The organism is Litoribrevibacter euphylliae (assembly GCF_042646085.1).
GTDB classification, from domain to species: Bacteria; Pseudomonadota; Gammaproteobacteria; order Pseudomonadales; family Litoribrevibacteraceae; genus Litoribrevibacter; species Litoribrevibacter euphylliae.
In genome coordinates, this window is the sequence record NZ_JBHRSZ010000004.1 from 624,893 (window position 1) to 642,389 (window position 17,497).

Sequence of the window (17,497 nt, forward strand, 5' to 3'; positions counted from 1 at the left end):
GAATAATGCGAATAGTAATGACCTTTGTTGGTTTTCTTTTGTTGTCTTGTATCGCTCAGGCTGAGTTGGTATCCCAATCAGATTGGGAGGCTGATCGCCTTTATGGATTTGATGATAAGACGCTGTATTTTCCGGATGATTACGATGGTGCTGTTACCGCACATTTAGTGCGTAAGCTGGCACCAGAATCGACTAAAAAAGCGGTGCTGTATGTTCATGGTTTTGTTGATTATTTCTTCCAGGAAGAATTGGCTCAGCAATATAACGACCAGGGTTATAACTTTTATGCGTTAGATTTGAGAAAGCACGGTCGTTCTTTAATGGATCATCAGCATCCAAATTTTATGTTTGACGTGTCGGAGTTTTATGAAGAACTTGATGCCGCTGTTTCGATCATACGCAATGACGAAGGTAACGAAAAACTTCTGCTTAATGCCCATTCAACGGGTGGCCTGATTACTGCGCTGTATACGGTGGATCGTCAGAACAGCAGTTCATTCGATCAGCCATTCGACGCCATTGTCTATAACGGGCCGTTTTTCGATATCAATGATGCGTTCTTGAACATCAATTCCTACTACTTGTTGCCTGAAGTATTGAAGTCAATTGCGTCAATTAACCCGTTTGGTGCAACGGGCATGACCATCCCCGTTCAGTACGGCGAGTCGCTTCATGTGTCTGAGCGAGGCGAGTGGGATTACGATCTGAACTTGAAGCCTATCTATAGCTTCCCGATCTATTGGGGGTGGTTGAAAGGCGTGATTGATGCTCAGCAACGCCTTCAGAAAGGGTTGGATATTCAGGTGCCTGTTTTGGTGATGTATTCAACCCAATCTTCAACGCCATTCTTTAATTTCTGGCGAGATGAGTTCCAGGAGACGGATGTGATTCTGGATGTAAAAGACATCAATCGTATTTCAGATGTGTTGGGTAAACATGTGACTGAAATTCGTGTGGAAGGTGGTGTTCACGACCTAACTTTATCCAAAAAAGTTGTCAGAAACCGTGTGTATAAAGACATGTTAATTTGGTCAAATGCTTACATGAACTAATCAGAGCATGTCTTTCTAAGCATTAAAAAACTGGCCCCTGAGTATGCTTAACAGGGGCTCGTTTTATTAGATCTCGTTTATTCGATCTTATTTATTAGATCTTATTTATTAGACATAGCGACTATTAATTCATGGTCGGATAATCTGTGTAACCTTCCGCACCGCCCATGTAGAAGGTAGTTGGATCAGCCTCATTAAGCTCTGCATTGGCTGCAAAGCGTTCAACCAAATCCGGGTTAGCAATAAAAGGTACGCCAAAAGCGACGGCGTCTAGTTGATTCTCACCAATGGATGCAGACGCTTCTTCATGGCTATAGCCCATGTTGCCAATCAAATTCCCTTTGTACAGCTTGCGTGCTGGCGTCATCACATCGCCGGATTGTTGCCCTAAGAAGTCGGTGCGCATTAGATCCCAGAAGGCCAAGTCGAACTGGTTCAAGTGTTCGGCCAACCAAGTGGTTAAGGCAACCGGATCACTGTCTATCATGCTGTTGAAGCTGTTAAGAGGGGAAGTACGCAAGCCAACTTTGCCTGAGCCCCACACGTCGATCACGGCTTCCAGAACTTCAAACAGCAGCCGTGCACGGTTTTCAATGGAACCACCGTATTGATCATCGCGCTGATTTGTTCCATCACGAAGGAAGTTATCCAGGAGATAACCGTTCGCACCGTGAACTTCGACACCATCAAAGCCGGCTTCTTTGGCATTTATGGCGGCTTGTTTGAAGCCTGCAACAATGCCTGGAATTTCATTGGTTTCCAATGCGCGAGGTACGGTGTACGCCTTTTTGCCGTTCGGGGTGTGAACTTCATCGTTCGTGATCGCTAATGGGCTTGCTGCCACCGGTGTTTTACCGTCGTTAAGATCCGGGTGACAAGCACGACCACCATGCCAGAGTTGAAGAACAATTTTACCGCCATTGGCATGAACTGCATCCGTCACCTTGCGCCAACCTTCAATTTGTTCTTGAGAATAGATGCCTGGTTCATTCATAAATGCTGAGTTGCCTTCCATTACCATGGTGGCTTCCGCAATGATTAAACCGGCGCCTGCACGCTGCGCGTAATATTCGGCCATCATGTCAGTTGGTACATGGTTAACTGCGCGAGCGCGGGTGAGTGGTGCCATCAAAGCACGGTTTTTTAGTTTGATATCACCCAGTTGGATTTCAGAAAGAATGTTAAGTGTGTCGGTCATGGAAGAGCTCCAGAAAAATGTATGAGTAAACGCTTGAGTCGTTGATGGGTGTAGAGTATGGTTTGCCTGTTGGTGAAACAATAGGGTAATTAGAAAGTGATTGTTCGTAATTTAGAAACTATTGATTTTAGAACCTTGTCGGTTTTTGTAACGACCTGTCAGCAAATGAACCTAACTCAGTGTGCAGAGTTAATGGGCTTGCCTAAATCGACGGTGAGTAAGGCCATCACAAAACTTGAAGATCATCTAGAAGCTAAATTACTGGAGCGATCGACCCGTAAAATTCAGATCACCGAAGCCGGACAAATCGTGTTTAATCGAGCGGCTCAGCTGGTGAATGAGTTTAAAGCGCTGACTCAAGACGTTCAGGAAATGGAGCAGCAAGTACAGGGGATGCTGCGGATCTCAGCGCCACCCACCTTAGGCGGTTTCTTTACCAACTATGTGTTGTCGCCTTTCATGAAACAGTGGCCAAAGATCAAGGTGTCTTTGGAATTGTCTTATGACTTTGATGATTTGTTTTCTCAAGGGTTTGATCTTGCCTTGCGAGTAGGGCAAGTGGCTGACGATCGTTTGGTGGCTAAGGAAATCGGCTATTCAACACGAGTATTGGTCGCAAGTTCTGCGTATCTCGAAGAGCATGGCTACCCTGAACAACCCTCGGATTTGGTTCACCATAATTGCCTTCGGTTTCAACGCAATGCTGAAAGTACACCATGGACGTTAATGTCTGAAGGAGACACGGTGTCTGTGGGTGTCACAAGTAATTTTTCCTGTTCCAATATACAAGGCTTAAAAAGTGCGGCCATTGCAGGGTTGGGGGTTGCTCAAATTCCTGCAAATGAATTGGTCTGCGAATGGAATGAAGGAAAATTGGTACGGGTTTTACCGGAGTGGCATGCGGTGCCTATGCCTATTTATCTGGTCTATCGCTCGGGACTCAATAAACCTAGGCGTTTGGAAGCCATGTTGGAACACATCCTTTCGATGAAAGAGCAGTTCCGCTTTGGGCCGGAACTGCTCAATTCGACAAAATGCAGGTTTTGAGGACTTGATTTAAGCCTTGTTAACCTTGATAGGCAGGGTAGTCTGTGTAGCCGCGTTCATCCCCTCCAAATAAGGTGGACGGGTCTGATATCTCATTGAGTGTCAGTCGATGTTCAAGTCGATAGGGTAAATCCGGATTGGCGAGGAACTTCCGTCCAAAGGCAACGAAGTCCACCAGTTTATTGTTAATCAGCTCTGATGCACTTTCTTCGTTGTAGTTGCCTGCGACCACGATGGCTCCTGAAAAGTTACGGCGTAGCTGGATGCGGAAGTCATCACTCACAACGGGCGCGTCATCCCAATCGGCTTCGGCCAAATGAATGTAAGCAATGCCCATTTCTTCGAACTTTTTAGACGCGAGTAAGATGGCGTCCACGGCTTGAGGATCGTTCATTCCTCGTTGGGTAATGAAGGGCGCGAGTCGAATTCCGGTACGTTCTGCACCTATGGCGTCGCTGATTGCAGTAACAATTTCAAACGCAAAGCGCAGTCGATTCTCGATACTTCCGCCGTATTCATCCTCACGTTTGTTTGAGGTGCTACGAATGAACTGGTCGATTAAATAGCCATTGGCGGCGTGAATTTCTACGCCATCAAAGCCAGCTTCGATGGCATTAAGTGCAGCCTGACGATACTGAACCACGATGGATTGGATTTCTTCTTTACTTAATGCTCGTGGTTCCGGGCAATCGAGCATTTGTCCAATACCGTCTTCACCAACGACCCACACCTGAGCATCAGGCGCTAATGCAGATGGCGCGACCGGTTTCCCATCTGGGTGAAAGGATGGGTGCGACATACGGCCAACATGCCATAGTTGAGAGAATATTCGTCCGCCGTTTTCGTGAACGGCTTGAGTGACCTTTTTCCAGCCGTTAATTTGCTCTGATGTGAAGATACCAGGAGTAAAGGAATAGCCTTTACCCTGTGGGGAAATTTGTGTTGCTTCAGAAACAATGAAAGCAGCACTTGCTCGTTGCGCATAATAGGTTGCCATTAACTCGGTGGGAATGTCGCCCGGTTGTTGAGTTCGAGAACGAGTCATAGGAGCCATGACCAATCGATTTTTGGTCGTGAAGTTGCTCACGGCAGCGGATTCAAATAATGGATTTGTCATCTTTTTATTCCTCTCTAATCTTGCTTGTTTTGCCTTGTTTGCTGGGTGCTATTTACTGACTGTTATTTACTGGCTTCTAAAGGAAGCTAACTGCGTGGGTGTGAAAGCCATTAATCGCGGCTGAATACGATTTCGACTTTCAGTTCATCCGGGCCGAACACGAATACTTGATGTTCTTCAGATTCGGGGATGTCTCGTTCGATGTAAGGAATCTGGTGTTGGTCTAGCCGGCGAATAAGCGTCGGGTAGTCTTTCGAACTAAAGGCCAGGTGATCGATGGTGTCCAAGCCTGAATGAAGGTTTGAACCCTTAGGTTGGCGTAAATACTCTGCCTGATGCGCATTAATATCAGAACGGTCAGCGAGATGAATGCAGGGCAGGTTTTGATCGTCATACAGCCAAACGCCATCAAACTCAAAAGCTGGCCGATCACCCACCGTTAGCGCTAACGCCTGACAAAAGAATGTCGTCATTTCTGATAAATCAGTGGTCATGATCAGCACGTGATTAAGTCGCATAAACGGCTCCTTTCTTTTCGCTTAAGTTCTATAGGTTAAAGATTAACTGTTTTGGATTTTTTGATAATTGGTTGTATGGTTAAAAGACTATTTATAAAAACTGAATAATCATGGCGAAAATCGACGATATGGAGCTGTTTGTTCATGTGGTTAAAGCAGGTGGCTTAGCGGCCGCAGGGCGCAAACTGGGCCTGTCACCTGCAAGTATGACGGCACGAATAAACCAAATTGAAACGCGTTATAAGACACGTTTACTCACGCGAAATACTCGCAATATTGCACTTACCGAGGCGGGCGAACGCTTCTATAGCGGCTGTTTAAACGTCTTAGAGGAAGTTGCGTATACCGAGAATCTTTTACAAGAATCAAAGCAAGAGCTTGAGGGCAGTTTGCGCATTGCTGCGACGTCTGATTTCGGTCGTCAGTGTGTTTCGCCAGCCATTGCAGAGTTTGCTGCACTGCATCCCAAGGTTTCTGTGCATCTAAAGCTGGCGGATGGTCTGATCAATATCATTGATGAAGGGGTAGATTTGGCCTTTCGATTTGGAAATTTACCAGACAGTAACTTGGTCAGCCGTCCCATCGCAGATAATCGTCGCGTGTTATGTGCCTCACCTGAATACTTAAAACGACATGGTGAACCACAGACTCCAGAGGACTTGAGACATCACCAATGTCTGGTGTTAGAACGACAAGGACAGCTGCTTAATGAATGGCATTTCGAATCCGACAACAAACGCAATACCCTAAAAGTCAGGCCTTATCTGTCTTGCTCGGATGGCGATGTCATTCGTAACTGGGCACTGCAAGGGCACGGTATTGTTCTGAAATCACTGATCGATGTGAAACAGAATATCGCAAACGGAACGCTAGTGTTGGTGCTGGAGCAGTATGTTCGAGGCTTCAGTCAAAAGGACAGCAACAGTGTTGGCCTGCAAGCCATTTACCCGAGTCGGCAATATCAACCTCGTCAGGTCAAAACGTTTTTAGAGTTCTTCTCAAAGTGGATGGAAAAGGGGGCTTGAGGAATTTCTTCCTCATCAAGCCCCTAGATGACTAATCAATAAAGTTTAACTCGAACTCACCCTGAATTCGTACTTCATTAGATTGTTCGTCAGCAAATAGTAGATCAAAGGCTCCAGACATTTTTTCTCATCTAATTGATAAAACTCTATTTCTTGTCTAGAAGATGATGCTCCAGAAAATTGGATTGGGAATAGGTTTTCGGTTCCAAATGCTTCAGTAATCTCGGTATTGTTGGAGCGGAGCTCAACATCGGCAAACTCACCCTCTGGGGTTAATTTAGATGAGTTTACTTCATAAGTGCCTACGGTCATTGATTTAGGATAAATAATGTTTAATACATAGATAGAGTCGTCAGCGTCAAATCGAATATCTAACGATCGATAAACATCGATACCTGAACCGTTACCTCTTGTTTGGATACCTGCGGTTATACATGTTGGAGCTTGATCTGTTATGGATTGTATTCCTTCAATTTCAAGATCGATAAAGCTGTCTCTGATAGCTGAGTAATTCGACATCTTATTTAGTATTCGAGAGGCATCGCCTGAATCTGTTTCTTTTAACTCTGTATCGCTAATAATTTCGTAACTAGATGGCGTAATAGTTGTGTTCCCAAAAGTGATTGGTCGAGCATTTAGAGTTGAATTCTCAATATCATAAGATGTTTTTGAGGGATCTAAAAAACAGGATGCTATTTCAGCTGTTTGCCCTGATTCTGTTAACACTGATTTATTATGAACAATATTTACTTCGTCATTTTGACTTGTCAGGTCTAAAGGAAAGCTTTGTGACCAAGTACCTGATAGAGACGATTCTCCGGCAACTTTCGCTGCCCCAGTTGAAGAATTAGAATCACTTGAACTACTGCAACCTCCCAGCACAGCCAGAGTTAGTAAAGTTGCTAGTGTATTAGTAAGTTTCATTAGGGCTATTCCTTAGCTTAATTATTCTTGTGCGCCGTATTTTAATTAATTCATGCGATTTAAGTAAATGAAACTATTTGGAGATTATTGATATCTTTCAAATGTTTCGTGCCAAGCATTGTTAGTAGCTTGGTGTTCTCCTTCCAATGAACTAGCCTTCTAAGTAATTTCTTTGAATCCGTTTGCTGGTCACTTCTGGGTGACATCCAGGCTGTATGAAAGCGCTTTTTCTCTCCGTTAGCTTGATCCTGTTATCAAGTGTTTTGTCCAAGTTATCTGCGTCTGAGCTTGGATCTTCTCCTGTGCGATTTTGTGATGGGCTGGAAGAGTGGCCACCTTTCTTATTTCTTGAACGTGATCAACAGGGCAGGAAAACCACCAAAATAACCGGTGCATCCATGGCTATTCTTGAACTGTTGTTTTAAGAATTGGATATATCATTTTCGATGAAATTAATGCCTTGGAAACGCTGTACTACCTCGGTTAAGAACTTTAGTACGACTCACCAAATTGAAGCCTTTACCAATGCCAGTTTTAATGAAAAACGCAATGAAGAGTATTGGGTGACGGATGCAATTTATCAGACTCAGCAAGGATTGTTTTATTCGACGACACGCTATCCGGATATTTCGTCAGAGTTCTTACTTAATAATTTGGATACGCTCACTTTGTACAATGTTCATGGTTACAGTGATGAGATTTATTACATTCGCTTGAAAGTAAACAAGAATAAGGAGGTGCTCAGTTCTGCTAAGACACCTCAAGCCGTTTTGAAGATGCTTTCCTTGGGACGTTGTGATGTGTTTGTGAATAGCATTGAACCGATTTTAGGGGCGCATTCACTTGATCAAAATACCTTACCGAAAGACGTTTGGTATTTTCCGTTAAAGGATATTCCGCAGAGTACGTTCCATATCTATCTCTCTCGTAACTCTCCAAGAGGTGAAGCATTAAGGAATCGCCTCAATGATGTCATTCAACAAAAGAAAGACGAGGGGGTGCTTGAAAAGATACTTAATACGTATTTTGAGTGAATTGACCAATTACAGCCGATCAATCACCCAATAAGGTATCAATTGTTTTATAGAGCCCCAGTTGACGATTTAACTTGTCGTCCTTTAATACGTCGAGCTCAGTAGTATTAAGCGATTGAGCAAACTGTTCTTTTGACTCTTTCTGATCAGTAACGTCACCATTTTGATACTCGACCATGGTTTCTTCTTTGGATTGTGCATGCGTTACTTTGCCAGAATTGACCTTGCCGTCGTCTTGGACATTGATGGAACGGAGAAGGGCGCCTTCTTCTTTCATGGTTTCATAACGGTAGGTTTGGTTTTTGAAGTCCACCATATCAAGACCAGGCAGTGCTTTATGTTGTCTAACATCCAATTCGTAGGTGGACGCTTGAGTAATCTCAGCGTAGCGACCTTTGTTGTTTAGCCCTTTTTGAACACTGGTTTCTTGTTGGATTTCTAGCGACATAAAGGATCGTTCAGTGGGCTTCTCAAGGTTTGGCATGATATCTCGAGTCCCAAAGAAGCTGGCTTCAAAGTCCGGTAAGCCGCTGAGTGTTGATTGAGCAACTTTAAGTTGGCGATCATTCAATGTTGTGTCGTCTTCTCTGCTTTCATAGTCTTCGCCTAGGGTAAAGCCCAGTGCGGTTGAAAAACCATCTTTAAAGAAGGAAGCAACTTGTGATGTTCTCAGCTCTGGCATTTGGTAAGACTCAGCCATGTGGTCAATCATTGCCAAGTAGGATTGGAACTGAAGACTTTGGTTGGCCTCTTTGTCTACCAACTGGTTATTCTTATCCACCGTAATGCTGTATTCCAAACCAAATTGCGAGGCTTCTAAGGTTTGGTTGCCCGAGTGTTTATCAATTTCGAAGTGGAATTCAGCTTCACTATTATAGAACTGGCTATTCAGAGATAGATCAAAGCTGGAAAGCTCATTCTTATCAAAGCTTTCAAGGCCATTCAGTTGTGCCATGCCTTGGCCATTGAAGAAGGCACCGGCGGATTGGCTTAAATCCATCGCCAAATTTTGAATGGCTTCAAGTTCATCCTCATCCAAATCACCTTCAAAATCGAATTCAAAGGAAGAACCTTTGATACCGGCAAAACTTCCACCTGCGAAGCGCGTACCGCCGTCTTCTTTATTGATGGTAATAGTGACTTTGTCGCCGTCTTTGGTTTCGATATCCAGACTGAAGGAGGCAACAACAGGTGCTTTGTTAAAGCCTTTGTAGTCGGCAGTGAGTCTGTTGCCTTCCATATCATACGGAAGAAAACCTGCATAATTGCGAACGCCGTCTTTGTACGAGCCTTTCGATAGATCCAGTTCTGTAATATTGGCCAGGTAGCTCGTTGGATTGAATTCTTTTCTGTTGGCTTGGGCTTCCAGTTCAGCGGCGAGTAGTTCATTTCGGTGAAGATATTCCGGGTCACCTTCGGGGGTATAACGTAGAACGCCGCTTTCAAATTCAATCTTAGGTTCGACCTTAATAGGCGCGGTTGAGATTTCTACGGTTACGGATGGAAGCTCGACGGGTTTGGAAGGTTGCTGTGCTTTGGCTTCAGCAATGCTGGCCTGCATTTTGGCTTTGGTTTCTTCTGACATCGTTACTTTAGGAGCAACGCCTTCTTTCAACTCTTGGCCGTTGGCTAACCGTTGAAGTTGAGACGTATTGATAGTGTTTGTCATAAAACCGTCCTTCCGTGAACATTAAATGCGCTGAATTAAATGTAATAAATGAATACTAACCATAACGGCCAGTATGTTTTTAACTTTAGCGTTTCTTATCACCTTTTTGACTGTTTAGTTAATTAGAATCCTGATAAGTTGGACGGATACTAGCCATGGTGCCCAATAACCGATCAGAAAGGGGGCGAAGTAATATTGAATCGTTGTTTTGTAGTAGGTAATTAGTATTAGGTTGTGGCAGATTCTCTGCTTCACATAACTAGAGGACAAGGAGGCTCAAATTGAGTGAGGTTCAACGTTCAGCGCTACCGGATAGCGCATTGTCTAAACACTACGAAGCAAAAGGTGCTTATACCGATTGTTTCTTTCTGGATGTACCTCAGAAGGTCTCGTTTGAAGAATATGTTGAAGCCTTCTACACCACGCCTTTGTTTAAGTTGGAGCGTAAGATTTTGGCTTTGGTGGTTCGAAAGCCTTCGACAGATGGGCAAGCCAAGGCGCTGGCCAAAGGAGAGCGGACCCAGTTCTCGTCGTGGAATGAGGAAGCTCGAGGAGAGAACCAAATTCTGATGAGCGACTTTATGAACAAGACGCGTTCCTGGTTAAAAACTGAGGACATCAGTGATGACCAGCAAACCAAGACCCGGTTGTATTTTGGTTCTGTGGTGGTACCGCCGCAAACAAAGAATGGACCTGGTGAGTTCGGCTTTCTCTTTCATGCAACCACAGGCCTACATGTTGTCTATAGTAAGGCGCTATTAAAGGGGGCTGGTAAGCGGTTAAGCAAAAACTAATATCGAGAAACAGAGACAGCCTTGGAAAAACGCCCGAATGGGCGTTTTTAGTAATGTGATCCTTGGCTCCTTAGGTACTTACTCCTTGAGATGGTGCTTTTTTAGTTTTGCATGCTTTATCTTTAATCCATCTCTGAGGTTCAAACTCATCAGAACCAGATTAGTAAAACCGGCGAAAAGTTCTAATCCTTGTACCAGATAAAAGCTGGTGTCGAAAGTGCCACTGACGGCCAGTGTCTTTAAGTAAATAGCGGCTGGAATTAATATCAGAATGCCATTGGCCGCAATGATAGGAATACGCTTTTTCTTGTTTCCAATTAGCCCTTTGGTGGCTTTCCCCGCTAACTTGTTGCCTGTGATACCCGCTATTGCCATGCAGGGAAGTAGTGGCCAAATTGCATAGAAAATAATTGATTTGACCTGGGTTATCAGTTCTTGATTACCCATGAGTTCAGAGATAGAAGTGCTGAGGAAAAAGCTCAGAATCAGTAGTAACGCCAAGGTAGAGGTGGTGGCATGTATTGTTACGATTTTCTGTCTTGTCATGATTTTCTGTCTTGTCATGATTTTATGCTTAGTCATTGTATTTTGCCCCTACCATAAAGAACGATATCGACGGTGACAGCCGTTGCAGGTGTCTTGAGCTTGCTCCAGACCTGATTCTGCGGCTGTTAACTTCTGCAATTTACTGGCGTGGTGCAGCGATTCAAAGCCAATCAACATCTCGTTTAAGGCGTTTTTGAATTCTTGGTGGTTTTCCCAGATTGATGCCTTGGCCCGGCTGTTTTCGTGACTGCCTGTGACGAAGAGCGTTTCTAGCTGTTGTGTATTTTTAATTAACGTTTCTGATGCGTTTTCAATGTCTTGCCAGTTGGGTGAGTCTTCTTCCAATTCGTCTTCTACCCAGTCGGATTTCTCTTCGATCTCGGAAAACAGGTTTTGTCGAGCTTCAATCTCCTGATTGAACTCCTGGGCATTGAGCTGTGACGATCCTAATACTAGGGCGATTATTAACAGCAATTTATTCATGATTTTTTATCTCCGAAAGTTGAGTTGAATGAAATTTACACTGCAATAGTTGCGTATGCAACTATTGCAGTGTAAATTATTTGTTAAGTTTTGAATCAAAGTTACTTATGGGGGAAGGTATGAAAGTTTGGGATTTACCAACACGGCTCTATCACTGGGTTCAGGCAGTCTTGTTCGTAGGATTACTGGCTAGCGGTTTTTCGAAGGAGGATATGCATAGTGTTCTGGGAATCAGTCTGTTTGTACTGATTGTATGGCGCATCAGTTGGGGATTTGTTGGGAGTGAAACCAGTCGCTTTAGGCAATTTGTAAAATCACCTAAAGCGGTTGTTACCTACCTCAAGGGAGAGGGTTCAACACATGCTGAACACAGCATAGGGCACAACCCTGCGGGTGGTTGGATGGTGGCGCTTATGATTACCGCCTTATTGCTTCAATGCTGTTTGGGGCTTTTGATTTCGGGGTTAATTGATTCCGCTTTGTTACCCGAGCTGTTGATCAGTGACACTACGTTAAGTTGGTTTGAAGATGCCCATTTCTATTTGGCCTACCTTTTGATCGGGTTGGTCTTAGTGCACCTGATGGCGATCGCTTTCTATAAACTCTGCAAGAAACCCTTGGTATGGGCCATGGTTGTTGGGTATCAGAAAGCAAATATCTTGTTTAAGCAAGGCAATGCAGCTAAAGAAGTGGTAATAGCATCCAATACCCGAGCACTTTTGATGCTAGTTGTTTCACTATTCGTTACTATGGCAATTATTGCGCCTTCAATAATGTGAGACTGAATTAAATGAGTGTTGAGTTTGATCGTCAAAGTAGCTTTGGTTGGTTGATTAATGTGATGGCCGGGCAGGCTTCAAAAATGTTTGATACTGAGTTAAAAAAGCATGGATTAACCATAGCGCTCTGGCCAACTCTGATGTGTTTGTGGGAAGAGGAAGGCGTGACTCAGCGGGATATCGCAATCAAATCCAAGGTTGAAAACTCAACCACTACACGAACGTTAGATAAGCTAGAGAAACTTGAATTGGTCGAGCGACGACCTGATCCGGCCAGTCGTAGATCTTTCCGAATCTACCTTACTGAAAAGGGCAAAGCATTGAAGGATACGCTGTTACCCATTCCGGTAGCCGTGAATCAAGAGCTGCTGAGTGTCTTGGATGAGCAAGAGCGAGAGCAATTGATTCATCTGCTGAAAAAAATGGTCAGCTCAGTTCAGCCTACAGGATATAGTAACCAGCACCGAGCAAATTCAACGCCATCGTGATGAAGTCCGTTACAAAGATGAACAACATTGGCATTTTGAATACCTGCCAGACACCACCGCCTTTTCGGTTTTCTAACGCCACCGGGACATTGAAGATGAACTGGGAACCATGGGCGATGCCGAAGATGAACAACAAGAAGGCTTTTTGAGCATCATTCGGAAAGAGATCCAGGTTCAATAACAGCATAATGTTACAAAGAGCAAAGGCGAAGTTCATCCCGCCCAGAAAGCGGCCGGATTCAGCCAATACATCAAATAAGTGATGGCTTCGTTGCTCTCTTGGGGTGACGACTTTTGCAAAGCTACGGTGCTTGATGGAAAAGGTGTGAAAAGCCATCGAAAACCAGATGGCATTGATTATAAGTAAGCCGGTAAACATCATGTTTCACCTCGTCGAGTGGTCTGTCAGTTGTTTTTATTAGCGTTTTTCTTTGTATTTTCTTCTTAGCGTTTCAACACAATGCGATAACGTGCATCCCCACTTTCAAGTCGTTTCATCGCATCATTGATCTGATCAAAACTAAATTCTTCAATGATGGGCTTGATGTCATGACGACCCGCAAAGTCCAGCATGGTGGCGATGGTTGAAGGGCTACCCACCGGGGAGCTTGAAACGGAACGTTGTGCGTCCATCAAACCAAACACACTGATGTCCAGAGGTTCCAGGGTGGCACCCACAAAATGAAGGCGACCTTTCGGGGCCAAGGTGTTGATGTACCGATTCCAGTCGAGCTTTACATCCACTGTTGAGATGATCAGGTCGAATTGTTTGGCCGCTGCTTTAATGGCGTTTTTGTCGGTTGAGTTGATGACGGCATGGGCACCCATTTCCAAGGCTTCTTTTTGTTTCTGCTCAGAAGAGGTAAAGGCGGTGACATGACATCCCCAGGCGTTTAAAAATTGCAGTGCCAAATGACCCAGCCCGCCGATGCCAATTACGGCTACACGATCCGTGGGTTTGATATTGAATTGCACTAGGGGGTTGAATACGGTAATTCCAGCACAGAACAGCGGCCCGGCAATGGCTTTGTCGATATGACTCGGTAAAGCTACGACACTGGTGGCGTCTGCTCGTACTTTGTCAGCAAAGCCTCCATGCCGGCCAACGATGGTACCTGCAGCTTCATCGCAAAGATTATGGTCGCCGGTGTTGCAGCTTCGGCAGTCGTGGCAATAGTCCGAGTGCCAGCCTAAGCCAACTAAATCGCCTTCAGAAAACTGGGTGACTTGATGGCCGACAGCGGAAATCGTGCCGATGACTTCATGCCCTGGAACGAACGGGTAGGAGGTCATTCCCCATTCATTGTTTAACATGCTCAGGTCACTGTGGCAGATGCCGCAGAACTCCACCTTGATCTCTACGTCGTTTGGTCCCAGCTCACCCGGATCGTATTCGAACGGCGTTAATTCACCTGATGGTTCAAAGGCTGCGTAGGCTTTAATCATGAGGGTTCTCCTTGCTTCTTCTGCATGCTCTTGAGCATGTTGGCTGTGATGGGGTTGCCACCAATGGCAAAGTTACCTTCCGGGGATTCATTAAGAATGACCCAGGCATTGGCTTTGATCTTGTTTCCAAGTACATCACCCACGGCATTGGTTAATGCCTGGATGAGTTGCTCTTTTTGCTCTTCTGTTAAGGCATTTTCTACACTGTTGTAGGTTATCACTGGCATGGGTTAATCCTCTTTCTTGGTTTTAGAAACATTGGTCTTTGAAGCGTTTGAGTTCGAAGCGATACCGTTAAGAATTCGGTTTACGGTTCGCCAGTAGAGCGCTCTTACTTCGTCTTCTGAGCGTGGAAGCAGTCCGCCAATATAGAGTGAAAAAAATCCGGTAAAGGAGGCGAGTAGTAGAACGGATACTTCGCCGGGATGATCCTCTTTAAACACGCCTTCTTTGATGCATTCGTGAATACGAGCGCTGTAAAAATCGAAGGAGATTTTCGAGTCTTTTCTTAAATCGTCGTGGTTGGCTAATTCATCTTTGGTGTCGGATTTTACAAAGATCAGCTCAAAGTATTTTGGGTGATCCAAAACAAAATTGAGTGCGTTTTCCAGTGTCTGATGGAATCGTTTTTCCGCCGTTTTTTCTTCTAGTGCTGGCATCAAATAACTTGTGTAGGTTCCAAATCCGGTCTTAATGATCTGATGGAACAAAGCTTCTTTATTGCTGTAGTGACGATAAATTGCAGTCGCTGAAATGCCCACTCTCTGCGCAATGTTTCGCATGGATAAGCCTTTGTAGCCCACCTCCATGTATTGCTCTAGAGCACGTTCCAAAATGATGTCTTTTGTACTGTTCGAAGTGCTGCTTGGGCTGTTATTTAAATTGCTAGCTAAACTGTTATTTGTCGATTCTGAAGTCATGGATAAGAGGCTAAATAATGATTAAGTTAACACATGTTAACTTTGTATTGATAAGAAAGTCAACTGACTGTTTTTTAGTCTCATAATCCTTATCAATCGGAGGGATTAAGGAATTCAATTGGTGAGTTCAGCCTTGCCTATCTATAACTATAAAGGCTTTCAAAAATTCAGATCATGTTGGGGAGAAGACGTTATGTCTGATAGCAATAAGTGCCCATTTTCAGGAGCACACAAGAGCCACACAGCTGGTGGTGGGACAGGTAATAAAGATTGGTGGCCGAATCAGTTGAATCTTAGCATTCTTCATCAGCATTCCAATTTATCGAATCCGATGAAGGGAGCTTTCAACTATGCTGAGGCGTTTAAGAGTCTCGATTTAGACGCTGTCAGACAGGATCTTTATGCGTTGATGACCGATTCTCAAGATTGGTGGCCAGCGGATTACGGCCATTACGGGCCTTTGTTTATTCGAATGGCATGGCACAGCGCCGGAACCTATCGAACGTCGGATGGCCGAGGTGGCGCTTCTACGGGTTCACAGCGATTTGCGCCACTGAACAGTTGGCCTGACAACGGGAACCTGGATAAAGCGCGTCGTCTGTTATGGCCAATCAAACAGAAATATGGCGAGAAACTGTCATGGGCTGATTTGATGATTCTGGCCGGTAACTGTGCATTGGAATCCATGGGCTTTAAGACCTTTGGATTTGGTGGTGGTCGTGAAGATATTTGGGAGCCGGAAGAAGACATCTACTGGGGAGCTGAAGGTGAATGGCTAGCAACCAGTGAGAAAGAGAACAGCCGTTACTCTGGGGATCGTGAACTGGATAATCCACTTGCAGCGGTTCAAATGGGCTTGATTTATGTGAACCCGGAAGGGCCGGATGGTAATCCTGATCCTCTGGCGTCAGCGCAAGACATTCGCGATACCTTTGGTCGAATGGCGATGGACGATTATGAAACCGTGGCGTTGACGGCGGGCGGTCACACCTTTGGTAAGGCGCACGGTGCTGGCGATGCTGCACATGTGGGACCTGAACCAGAAGCAGCGCCATTACAAGAAATGGGCTTGGGCTGGATCAGCAGTCATGCCAGCGGCAAAGGCAGCGATACCATTACCAGTGGCATCGAAGGCGCCTGGACGCCAAACCCTGTGAAGTGGGATACCGGTTACTTTGATGTGTTATTCGGTTACGAATGGGAGCTTTCGAAGAGCCCGGCAGGTGCCCATCAGTGGGTTCCAAAAGGGTTAACTGAAAGTGACATGGCACCAGATGCAGGCGATGCGAGTAAGCGGGTTGGCATTATGATGACCACCGCCGACATGGCGTTAAGAGAAGATCCTGAATTCCGCAAGATTTCTGAGCGCTTCCATAAAAACCCGGACGAGTTTGCGGATGCCTTTGCCCGTGCTTGGTTTAAGTTAACACACCGAGATATGGGGCCAATTGCTCGTTACCTGGGGCCATTGGTGCCAGGGGAAGAGTTGATTTGGCAAGATCCGATTCCTAAGGCAACACAATCTTCGATTGATGACAAAGATGTCGCGGATTTAAAAGCTAAACTGCTAACGTCTGGACTATCCGTGTCTGAGTTGGTGTCGACGGCTTGGGCGTCCGCGTCTACGTTCCGTGGCTCGGATAAACGTGGTGGTGCTAATGGCGCAAGAATCCGTTTGGCACCGCAAAAAGATTGGGAGGTGAATCAACCGCAACAGCTCGCCAAGGTGTTAGGTCAGTTAGAAGCAATTCAAGCTGAGTTCAACCAATCTGGTAGTAAGCAGGTTTCCTTAGCGGATCTGATTGTCTTGGGTGGTTGTGCCGGTATTGAACAAGCGGCGAAAGAAGCCGGTTTCTCAGTGACGGTTCCGTTCACTCCGGGTCGTGCTGACGCGACACAAGAACAAACGGATGTTGAGTCGTTTGACGTGCTTAAACCGATTGCTGATGGCTTTCGAAATTACGTGGCTGACGGCATCGCAATGAGATCAGAAGACTTGCTAGTGGATCGAGCTCAGCTTATGGGGCTATCGGCACCAGAAATGACCGTGCTAATGGGCGGCTTAAAAGCCATCAACATTAATGCGGATCAATCCAATCGTGGTGTGCTAACTAAGCAGCCAGGCGCGTTAAGCAATGACTTCTTCGTGAATGTGTTGGATATCGCGACTGCATGGAAACCTGTCTCTGACAAAGAAGATGTCTTTGAAGGCGTGGATCGTTCCAGCGGTTCAGTGAAGTGGACAGCCACTCGTGTGGATTTGATCTTTGGGTCGAACTCGCAATTAAGAGCATTGGCAGAAGTCTATGCTTCAGATGATGCCAAAGAACGCTTCGTTCAGGACTTTGTTGCCGCCTGGGACAAAGTGATGAATGCAGATCGTTTTGATGTTGCTTAATTTTTATCTGGCTTAGTTTATGTGATTGAGCTTTATATAGTTAAGTAAGCCGTAGCCCC

20 protein-coding genes are annotated in these 17,497 nt (G+C 45.1%); 9 read left to right on the forward strand and 11 right to left on the reverse strand.

Going from position 1 to position 17,497, the window contains the following annotated elements; translation table 11 throughout:
• Window positions 1-5 precede the first annotated feature (5 nt).
• Window positions 6-1,052, forward strand: coding sequence for an alpha/beta hydrolase (locus ACFOEK_RS10295; protein WP_386720128.1), 1,047 nt, complete (start codon window positions 6-8; stop codon window positions 1,050-1,052).
• Between the two features lie 124 nt (window positions 1,053-1,176).
• Here ACFOEK_RS10295 and ACFOEK_RS10300 read toward each other — a convergent pair whose 3' ends face one another.
• Entirely contained in the window at window positions 1,177-2,250 is a 1,074-nt protein-coding gene (locus ACFOEK_RS10300) for an alkene reductase (protein ID WP_386720131.1), read from the reverse strand.
• A gap of 96 nt (window positions 2,251-2,346) precedes the next feature.
• Here ACFOEK_RS10300 and ACFOEK_RS10305 point away from each other — a divergent pair, with 96 nt between their 5' ends.
• On the forward strand, window positions 2,347-3,297 hold the full coding sequence (locus ACFOEK_RS10305; protein ID WP_386720134.1) for a LysR family transcriptional regulator: 951 nt from the start codon (window positions 2,347-2,349) through the stop codon (window positions 3,295-3,297).
• A 19-nt stretch (window positions 3,298-3,316) separates the two neighbouring features.
• On the opposite strand, the gene ACFOEK_RS10310 is transcribed toward ACFOEK_RS10305, so the two are convergent.
• Window positions 3,317-4,414: an alkene reductase gene (locus ACFOEK_RS10310; RefSeq protein ID WP_386720137.1), complete on the reverse strand. Its 1,098-nt coding sequence runs from the start codon at window positions 4,412-4,414 to the stop codon at window positions 3,317-3,319.
• Between the two features lie 110 nt (window positions 4,415-4,524).
• The gene (locus ACFOEK_RS10315) at window positions 4,525-4,932 is read right to left on the reverse strand and encodes a VOC family protein (RefSeq protein ID WP_386720140.1); all 408 of its coding nucleotides are present in this window, start codon (window positions 4,930-4,932) and stop codon (window positions 4,525-4,527) included.
• A gap of 110 nt (window positions 4,933-5,042) precedes the next feature.
• On the opposite strand from ACFOEK_RS10315, the gene ACFOEK_RS10320 reads away from it, so the two are divergent.
• Window positions 5,043-5,957 (forward strand): LysR family transcriptional regulator, encoded by a 915-nt coding sequence (locus tag ACFOEK_RS10320; RefSeq protein WP_386720143.1) that lies wholly within the window; start codon window positions 5,043-5,045, stop codon window positions 5,955-5,957.
• A 45-nt stretch (window positions 5,958-6,002) separates the two neighbouring features.
• Here ACFOEK_RS10320 and ACFOEK_RS10325 read toward each other — a convergent pair whose 3' ends face one another.
• Window positions 6,003-6,881: a hypothetical protein gene (locus tag ACFOEK_RS10325; RefSeq protein ID WP_386720146.1), complete on the reverse strand. Its 879-nt coding sequence runs from the start codon at window positions 6,879-6,881 to the stop codon at window positions 6,003-6,005.
• A gap of 215 nt (window positions 6,882-7,096) precedes the next feature.
• Between ACFOEK_RS10325 and ACFOEK_RS10330 the strand changes: the two genes are divergently transcribed.
• Both ACFOEK_RS10330 and ACFOEK_RS10335 read left to right on the forward strand, forming a co-directional pair.
• Window positions 7,097-7,306: a hypothetical protein gene (locus tag ACFOEK_RS10330; RefSeq protein WP_386720149.1), complete on the forward strand. Its 210-nt coding sequence runs from the start codon at window positions 7,097-7,099 to the stop codon at window positions 7,304-7,306.
• A gap of 21 nt (window positions 7,307-7,327) precedes the next feature.
• A complete protein-coding gene (locus ACFOEK_RS10335; RefSeq protein ID WP_386720151.1) occupies window positions 7,328-7,915 on the forward strand; it encodes a hypothetical protein in 588 nt (195 codons plus the stop codon).
• Between the two features lie 19 nt (window positions 7,916-7,934).
• On the opposite strand, the gene ACFOEK_RS10340 is transcribed toward ACFOEK_RS10335, so the two are convergent.
• Window positions 7,935-9,584 carry a hypothetical protein gene (locus tag ACFOEK_RS10340; RefSeq protein WP_386720154.1) on the reverse strand — a complete coding sequence of 550 codons (1,650 nt, stop codon included), beginning with the start codon at window positions 9,582-9,584 and terminating at the stop codon, window positions 7,935-7,937.
• A 281-nt stretch (window positions 9,585-9,865) separates the two neighbouring features.
• On the opposite strand from ACFOEK_RS10340, the gene ACFOEK_RS10345 reads away from it, so the two are divergent.
• Window positions 9,866-10,378, forward strand: coding sequence for a hypothetical protein (locus ACFOEK_RS10345; protein WP_386720156.1), 513 nt, complete (start codon window positions 9,866-9,868; stop codon window positions 10,376-10,378).
• 78 nt (window positions 10,379-10,456) lie between these two features.
• Here ACFOEK_RS10345 and ACFOEK_RS10350 read toward each other — a convergent pair whose 3' ends face one another.
• The gene (locus ACFOEK_RS10350; protein ID WP_386720159.1) at window positions 10,457-10,960 is read right to left on the reverse strand and encodes a hypothetical protein; all 504 of its coding nucleotides are present in this window, start codon (window positions 10,958-10,960) and stop codon (window positions 10,457-10,459) included.
• 12 nt (window positions 10,961-10,972) lie between these two features.
• Window positions 10,973-11,407, reverse strand: a complete 435-nt coding sequence (locus tag ACFOEK_RS10355) for a cytochrome c (RefSeq protein WP_386720162.1) — start codon at window positions 11,405-11,407, stop codon at window positions 10,973-10,975.
• A 119-nt stretch (window positions 11,408-11,526) separates the two neighbouring features.
• Here ACFOEK_RS10355 and ACFOEK_RS10360 point away from each other — a divergent pair, with 119 nt between their 5' ends.
• Window positions 11,527-12,186, forward strand: coding sequence for a cytochrome b/b6 domain-containing protein (locus tag ACFOEK_RS10360; protein ID WP_386720165.1), 660 nt, complete (start codon window positions 11,527-11,529; stop codon window positions 12,184-12,186).
• Window positions 12,187-12,197: 11 nt separating this feature from the next.
• Window positions 12,198-12,674 carry a MarR family winged helix-turn-helix transcriptional regulator gene (locus ACFOEK_RS10365; protein WP_386720168.1) on the forward strand — a complete coding sequence of 159 codons (477 nt, stop codon included), beginning with the start codon at window positions 12,198-12,200 and terminating at the stop codon, window positions 12,672-12,674.
• Here the strand turns inward: ACFOEK_RS10365 and ACFOEK_RS10370 are convergent.
• From ACFOEK_RS10370 to ACFOEK_RS10385, 4 genes are all read right to left on the reverse strand, one after another.
• On the reverse strand, window positions 12,628-13,056 hold the full coding sequence (locus tag ACFOEK_RS10370) for a hypothetical protein (RefSeq protein WP_386720171.1): 429 nt from the start codon (window positions 13,054-13,056) through the stop codon (window positions 12,628-12,630). The genes ACFOEK_RS10365 and ACFOEK_RS10370 overlap by 47 nt on opposite strands.
• A gap of 62 nt (window positions 13,057-13,118) precedes the next feature.
• On the reverse strand, window positions 13,119-14,120 hold the full coding sequence (ahr, locus tag ACFOEK_RS10375; protein WP_386720174.1) for an NADPH-dependent aldehyde reductase Ahr: 1,002 nt from the start codon (window positions 14,118-14,120) through the stop codon (window positions 13,119-13,121).
• Window positions 14,117-14,347: a tautomerase family protein gene (locus ACFOEK_RS10380; RefSeq protein ID WP_386720176.1), complete on the reverse strand. Its 231-nt coding sequence runs from the start codon at window positions 14,345-14,347 to the stop codon at window positions 14,117-14,119. The genes ahr and ACFOEK_RS10380 overlap by 4 nt, the downstream gene beginning before the upstream one ends.
• 3 nt (window positions 14,348-14,350) lie before the next feature.
• Complete coding sequence (locus tag ACFOEK_RS10385; RefSeq protein ID WP_386720179.1) at window positions 14,351-15,040, reverse strand: TetR/AcrR family transcriptional regulator; 690 nt, start codon at window positions 15,038-15,040, stop codon at window positions 14,351-14,353.
• 193 nt (window positions 15,041-15,233) lie between these two features.
• Here ACFOEK_RS10385 and katG point away from each other — a divergent pair, with 193 nt between their 5' ends.
• Window positions 15,234-17,438 carry a catalase/peroxidase HPI gene (katG, locus tag ACFOEK_RS10390; RefSeq protein WP_386720182.1) on the forward strand — a complete coding sequence of 735 codons (2,205 nt, stop codon included), beginning with the start codon at window positions 15,234-15,236 and terminating at the stop codon, window positions 17,436-17,438.
• Window positions 17,439-17,497 lie beyond the last annotated feature (59 nt).

Coding starts and splice junctions, on each gene's coding strand:
- ACFOEK_RS10295 (WP_386720128.1), top strand. CDS start 6: ATGCGAATAGTAATGACCTTTGTTGGTTTTCTTTTGTTGTCTTGTATC.
- ACFOEK_RS10300 (WP_386720131.1), bottom strand. CDS start 2,250: ATGACCGACACACTTAACATTCTTTCTGAAATCCAACTGGGTGATATC.
- ACFOEK_RS10310 (WP_386720137.1), bottom strand. CDS start 4,414: ATGACAAATCCATTATTTGAATCCGCTGCCGTGAGCAACTTCACGACC.
- ACFOEK_RS10315 (WP_386720140.1), bottom strand. CDS start 4,932: ATGCGACTTAATCACGTGCTGATCATGACCACTGATTTATCAGAAATG.
- ACFOEK_RS10320 (WP_386720143.1), top strand. CDS start 5,043: ATGGCGAAAATCGACGATATGGAGCTGTTTGTTCATGTGGTTAAAGCA.
- ACFOEK_RS10325 (WP_386720146.1), bottom strand. CDS start 6,881: ATGAAACTTACTAATACACTAGCAACTTTACTAACTCTGGCTGTGCTG.
- ACFOEK_RS10330 (WP_386720149.1), top strand. CDS start 7,097: ATGAAAGCGCTTTTTCTCTCCGTTAGCTTGATCCTGTTATCAAGTGTT.
- ACFOEK_RS10335 (WP_386720151.1), top strand. CDS start 7,328: ATGAAATTAATGCCTTGGAAACGCTGTACTACCTCGGTTAAGAACTTT.
- ACFOEK_RS10340 (WP_386720154.1), bottom strand. CDS start 9,584: ATGACAAACACTATCAATACGTCTCAACTTCAACGGTTAGCCAACGGC.
- ACFOEK_RS10350 (WP_386720159.1), bottom strand. CDS start 10,960: ATGACTAAGCATAAAATCATGACAAGACAGAAAATCATGACAAGACAG.
- ACFOEK_RS10355 (WP_386720162.1), bottom strand. CDS start 11,407: ATGAATAAATTGCTGTTAATAATCGCCCTAGTATTAGGATCGTCACAG.
- ACFOEK_RS10360 (WP_386720165.1), top strand. CDS start 11,527: ATGAAAGTTTGGGATTTACCAACACGGCTCTATCACTGGGTTCAGGCA.
- ACFOEK_RS10365 (WP_386720168.1), top strand. CDS start 12,198: ATGAGTGTTGAGTTTGATCGTCAAAGTAGCTTTGGTTGGTTGATTAAT.
- ACFOEK_RS10370 (WP_386720171.1), bottom strand. CDS start 13,056: ATGATGTTTACCGGCTTACTTATAATCAATGCCATCTGGTTTTCGATG.
- ahr (WP_386720174.1), bottom strand. CDS start 14,120: ATGATTAAAGCCTACGCAGCCTTTGAACCATCAGGTGAATTAACGCCG.
- ACFOEK_RS10380 (WP_386720176.1), bottom strand. CDS start 14,347: ATGCCAGTGATAACCTACAACAGTGTAGAAAATGCCTTAACAGAAGAG.
- ACFOEK_RS10385 (WP_386720179.1), bottom strand. CDS start 15,040: ATGACTTCAGAATCGACAAATAACAGTTTAGCTAGCAATTTAAATAAC.
- katG (WP_386720182.1), top strand. CDS start 15,234: ATGTCTGATAGCAATAAGTGCCCATTTTCAGGAGCACACAAGAGCCAC.